Source organism: Streptomyces otsuchiensis, from assembly GCF_004305975.1.
GTDB classification, from domain to species: domain Bacteria; phylum Actinomycetota; class Actinomycetes; order Streptomycetales; family Streptomycetaceae; genus Streptomyces; species Streptomyces otsuchiensis.
Map to the genome: position 1 here is coordinate 1 of NZ_BHZI01000367.1, position 4,750 is coordinate 4,750.

At 71.5% G+C, this 4,750-nt stretch carries 4 protein-coding genes; all 4 read right to left on the reverse strand.

Annotated features, from left to right (window positions below; all coding sequences use genetic code 11):
• Positions 1–233 (reverse strand): DUF742 domain-containing protein (locus E0D90_RS23685; protein ID WP_130800018.1); only part of this gene is annotated, 233 nt, incomplete at its 3' end.
• A gap of 104 nt (positions 234–337) precedes the next feature.
• A complete protein-coding gene (locus E0D90_RS23690) occupies positions 338–751 on the reverse strand; it encodes a roadblock/LC7 domain-containing protein (protein ID WP_170215041.1) in 414 nt (137 codons plus the stop codon).
• 10 nt (positions 752–761) lie between these two features.
• Positions 762–4,115, reverse strand: a complete 3,354-nt coding sequence (locus E0D90_RS23695; RefSeq protein WP_130800019.1) for a nitrate- and nitrite sensing domain-containing protein — start codon at positions 4,113–4,115, stop codon at positions 762–764.
• 353 nt (positions 4,116–4,468) lie between these two features.
• Positions 4,469–4,750: GTP-binding protein (locus tag E0D90_RS23700; RefSeq protein ID WP_174856255.1), on the reverse strand; the 282-nt coding region annotated here is incomplete at its 5' end.

Below are 4,750 nucleotides of genomic sequence, written 5' to 3' on the forward strand. Positions count from 1 at the left end.
ACCAGCGCCTCGATTGCCAGCTGGTACCGGGGCCGGGTCCGGCCGCCGGTCATCGCGTACGGACGCACCAGCGGCTGGCGGGGTTCGGTGCCCGCGACGCGCCGCGCTGAGCCGTTCCCGGCTCCGGGGCGGCTGCCGCTGGGCGCCGAGGGGAAGTTGAAGCGTCCGGAGCGGCCCTCGTGGGCCTGGTCCGGGAAGTCGCCGCCGGAAGAACCGGTTGGGGGCGTGGTCACGTTCTCTCTCCTCCTCCTGCTGCCGTCGGTCCGGCCAGTGCCGTTCTCGCCGTCAAGTGTTATCGCACCTTAAGGCGAGGGCGGTCAATCCGCACGGTTGTCTGCTAGTTGAGCAGGCTGCCCTGAAGCTCCGCGCGCAGGTCGGGCGTCAGCACCGCTCCCGCGCGGTCGACCAGCAGCGCCATCTCGTAGCCCACCAGGCCGATGTCGGCGTCGGGGTGGGCCAGCACCGCCAGCGACGAACCGTCCGAGACCGACATGATGAAGAGGAAACCACGTTCCATCTCCACCACCGTCTGGTTCACCGCCCCGCCCTCGAAGATCCGGGAGGCGCCGGCCGTCAGCGAGGTCAGCCCGGAGGCCACCGCCGCCAACTGGTCGGCACGGTCGCGGGGGAATCCCTCCGACAACGCCAGCAGAAGACCGTCAGCCGACACCACCACCGTGTGGGACACACCGGGGGTGGTCTCCACAAAGCTGGTGATCAGCCAGTTCAGGTTCTGTGCCGCCTGACTCATCGGGCTCACACTAACGCTCCTGATCGTTACCGGGGCCGTAGCCCTCATAGTCGTTCTCCGTGCGGCCCGTACTGGCGCCGCGTCCCTGCCGGACACCGCGGTGGAGGTTGGTCAGCCGGCCCCGGACGTCTTCCGGTGCCCGCGAGACCTGCGTGCCGCCCACCGGCGGTTCGGCCGGTTTGTGCTCCGCCAGGTTGGCTTTCGGTACCCGCCTGGGGAGCCCCGAGGACGTGGTGCCCGTGGGCTGCGCCTCGCGACGCGGTCCTCGGCCCCGTTCCTCCTCGGACGGCGCGTGGACCGGAGTCTCCGCCGGTGTCCGCTGCCCCGGCCGCGCCACCTCGCCGTCGGTGCGACGCTGAGGCTCGCGGCGTGGCAACCCCGCGCCGGTGGTGGGGGTTTGACCTTCCGGTCCGGACCCCGCACCGTGGAAGCCTACGCGGTGTGCGGCCCCAGGGGGAGTCGCAGGGTACGCATCCGCGCGGTCCCACTGCTGGCCGGGGGTGGTGTTCGCGTCCTTCGCGGTGGCTCCGTCCCGTTGTGGCCTGGGGTGTGCGCGCCCGCCGGGTGCGCCGTACGCCTGGTCCGGGCCGACGCCACTCCCCCCGTATTCCTGGCCGGAATAGGTGCCCTGCGCGCCGTGCGGGGGCGAGGCGCCGAGGTCGGCCGCGCCGTCGTGGGCGAGGCCGGCGTCGCCGTGCCGGCCGGGTGCACCGCTTCCCGTCGTCGGATCGGCGGTGGTCCGGCCGTCCTCCGGGTATCCGGGCGGCGCGTAGCCGGCCATGGGTTCTCCGGCGCCCGGCTGTCCGACGGGGTCGGCTCCAAGGTTCCCGTAGCCGGGTGCGGCCTGGGCTGGGTAGGTGTATCCGGCGTAGGTGCCGGGGGCCGGGCCCCCACTGTCCGGGTAGCCGCCGTAACCGGTGTCCGCGCCGTATCCCGGGCCGCCGTGTCCCGGGCTGTTCTGTCCCTGGTCGTGGTGCCCCTGGCCGACGCCGTAGCCGTGACCGTGGCCGGCCGCGTGCCCGGTCTGTTCCTGGTGGCCCGTGCTCCCGACGGGACCGCCCACGGGCGTCTGGCGGGGTCGGTCACCGGCCACCGCCGGGTCCACCGGAATGCGGCGTTCGCCCCTGCGCAGCGAGCGCCGCACGGGGTCGAGGGCAGCGCCGCCGTCCGCGTACCGGGAGTCGTCGAAGCCCAGTTCGGCGGCGGTCCGGCCGACGGCGGCGTCCCCGGCCTCGGAGCCGTACGGGCCCTCCGGGACGATCCGCGAAACCGTGAACTCCTCCTCCGGCGTGTGGTCGCCTCCCCCGCCATGGGTGATCGATTCGGGCAGCATCACCAGGGACGTGGTACCGACCTGCTCGCCGGAGGGCCGGAGCTGGACCCGTATTCCGTGCCGCAGCGACAGGCGGCCGACCACGAACAGGCCCATGCGCCGGGATACCTCGACGTCGGCGACGGGCGGATCGGCGAGGCGGTGGTTGATCAGGGCGAAGTCGTCGGCACTGAGCCCCACGCCCTTGTCGTGGATCTCGACCATGACACGCCCGTCGGGCAGGCGCGTGGCGGTGACGCGGACCTTGGTGTGGGGCGAGGAGAAGCTGGTGGCGTTCTCCAGCAGCTCGGCCAGGAGGTGGACGAGGTCGGTGACGACGGCTCCGTGGATCTCGCCCGGCGGGATGCCGACGATGTCGACGCGGTCGTAGTACTCGACCTCGGAGGCGGCGGCGCGTACCACGTCCACGAGCGGCACTGGCTGGTTCCAGCGTCGCCCTGGTTCCTCGCCGGCGAGGACAAGGAGGTTCTCCCCGTTGCGCCGCATGCGGGTGGCGAGGTGGTCGAGCTGGAAGAGGTTCTCCAGCTGGTCCGGTTCGGCCTCGTTGTTCTCCAGCTCGCCGATGAGACCGAGCTGCCGTTCCACCAGCCCCTGGTTGCGGCTGGACAGGTTGGTGAACATCGCGTTGACGTTGCCGCGCAGCAGCGCCTGCTCGGCCGCGAGCCGGACGGCTTCGCGGTGGACCTGGTCGAAGGCGCGGGAGACCTCGCCGATCTCGTCGCGGCTGGTGATCCGGATCGGCTCGACGCGGGTGTCGACATGGCCGGGATCGTTACGGGAGAGCTGATCGACGAGGGCGGGCAGGCGCTTCTCGGCGACGCCGAGCGCCGCGTCCCGCAGCCTGCTCATGCTCTTGCTCATGGCCCGGGCCATGAGTGCGGCGATGGCGAAGGCGGCGAGCAGCAGGACGACGACCAGCACCGAGTTGGTGATCATGTCGGTCCGGGCGTCCGCGGACACCGACTGGGCCTCGTCGACGGCGCGGTCCACGAGGTCGCGTTCGACGTCGCGGTAGGCGTCGAACCGCGCGGTGACAGCGGTGAACCAGGCGTCCGGGGTGATGCCGGCGTCGGCGAGTGCCTGTGGATCGAGGTCGCCGGTGACAAGGGCGGGCGCCATCTCGTCGACGGGGTCGGGGCCGTCGCCGGTCGCGGCCGCCAAGGCGCGCTCCAGCAGTTCCAGCTCCCCGGGGCCCGCGGCGGAGACGTACTCGTTGCGGGCTATGCCCTCCAGGTGGAGGTAGGAGCTGAGCGTGACCTGACGCTCGGCGGTCTCGGCCTCGTCCGCGTCGTCGGCGACCAGCAGATGGGTGCCGACGGAGCGCTGGAGTGAGGTCGCGGCCTGACCGAGGGAGATGGTGTAGACGGAGCGGCCGTAGGAGGCGAGGTTGCCTGTGGTGAGGCCGAGCTCGTTGGCGAACGACATGACGGGGTGCTGGATCTCGACGTAGGCCATCTCGGTCTGTACGCCGGGCAGCTCGTCGGTGTACGCCACCTGCCGGAGCGTCGCCAGCCGGGGGGCGACCTGTTCGACGCGTGCGAGCCGGCGGGCGATGTTCTCGTCGTCCGGCGCGTCGGCGGCGCGGGCCTCGAACTCGGTGCGGGCGCGGTCGGTGTCCTGGCGGGCCTGTTCCACGACGGGGTCCTCGGTGTCGCCGGCCAGCAGGGGGCGGGCGGTCAGGTCGCGTTCGTCGAGCAGGGCGTTGGCGTAGGCGGTGGAGGCCCGGACCAGCTCGGCGGTGCGTTCGGCGCGCTCGGCCGCCTGCCAGGTCTCGTAGTGGGTCTGGACGCGCAGCCCCGCGAAGACCAGGGCGACGATGACCGGAAGCAGCAGGATGGCGTTGAGACGCGTGGCGACGCGCCAGTTGCGGGGGGCCAGCCGGCTGCCGGTGTCGGGCGCCGTGCGGCCACCGTCACCGCCCGCCGGCGGGCGTGAGGCGGCCGGGGGCGTGAAGTTGCCCCGCTCGGAGGAGGGGCCGTCTCCGCTGTCCGCGGGCGGGGACGTCGCTGGGGTGCGCCTCACTCGCCTCACCTCTCGGCATGGGCCACAGGCTGGCCGTCGTCGTACGTGGAGTTCATGGGGATTTCAGCATGCCTGGGTATGCCCAGCCAATCCCCGGGAGTCGGCCCTGTTTCGGACAGATGTCAGCCCGGAAATCCGTCAAACCGTACGATTGACCTAGAAAACGGGTTTACGCGGCGGCGCAGTGCAGGCGGGCCGCGACCGTGCGTCGCGAGCGGTCGGGGATTACCCGCCGAACCGTTATGAACGCGGCGGATACGGGTGGGCAAGGACACAACCCGCGCATCGGCGGGGACGCGCCCGCACACGAGAACCGGCCGCCGCCCCGAAGGGCGGCGGCCGGTTCTCCAAATGCTGGGCGTTCAGCCCAGACGGGCCATCAGGGCGTGCTCCACCAACGTGATCAAAGCGGACTTCGCCTCCGCACGATGCCGCGCGTCCGTCGTGATGATCGGCGCGTCCGGCCCGATCTGCAACGCCTCCCGCACCTCCTCCGGAGAATACGGCTGATGCCCGTCAAAACCATTCAAAGCAATCACAAACGGCAGACCACTGTTCTCAAAATAATCAACCGCAGGAAAACAGTCCGCCAACCGACGCGTATCAACCAGCACCACCGCACCGATCGCACCACGCACCAAGTC

Excerpts from the sequence above, each read along its gene's own strand:
- E0D90_RS23690 (WP_170215041.1), bottom strand. The coding sequence starts at position 751 with ATGAGTCAGGCGGCACAGAACCTGAACTGGCTGATCACCAGCTTTGTG.